Here is a 566-nt window from a genome sequence, read left to right on the forward strand (position 1 = left end):
ATTAAATTCCACAAGGGATAACATCATCGATGAAAACTTCACGCTTTGGTTTTGCCTGACCGTTCCACTGTTTATGACATTCCCATAGGTCTAAAAGCAAACCAAAGGGAATGAGCCACACTTCATCCTGAGTTAAATTAAGGTGGGCAAGACCGTAATAAAGAAGTCGGGTGAACAGTTCTTCATCTGTTACCCGACCTGTGAGTTTTTTGTGTTATCCTCGCTTACAATATTTCTTTTTGTGCCTTTGTAGAGAGCTTCCGACAGAGCCGTTTTAAAGCCTGCCAAGTCCAAAGGTGAAGTCAGAAGCTCCACCATTTCTTCTGTCAGCAGTTCTTTTTTGTTTTCCTTGTTTTTGATGTTGTGAATTAAAATAGACTGATTTGCCAAAAGGGTTACAAGCCAAACAACCTCGTTTAAAGCCATTTCAAAATTTTCCGACTTTAACAGCTTATCTCCCAGATTTTCAAGGCCGCCGTATTTGCCGGCTATCTCCTTTGTGGCTTTTGTTGTGAGAATGAGAGTGTACTCCTCACCGCCCAGTGTTATATTTGCGCTTCTTTCAT

1 protein-coding gene is annotated in these 566 nt (G+C 41.2%); it reads right to left on the minus strand.

Features of this window, described 5'->3' with window-relative positions:
* Positions 1-189 precede the first annotated feature (189 nt).
* Positions 190-566 (minus strand): hypothetical protein (locus B5F08_RS13075; protein ID WP_087380384.1); only part of this gene is annotated, 377 nt, incomplete at its 5' end.

Source organism: Anaeromassilibacillus sp. An172, from assembly GCF_002160515.1.
GTDB classification, from domain to species: Bacteria; Bacillota; Clostridia; order Oscillospirales; family Acutalibacteraceae; genus Limousia; species Limousia pullorum.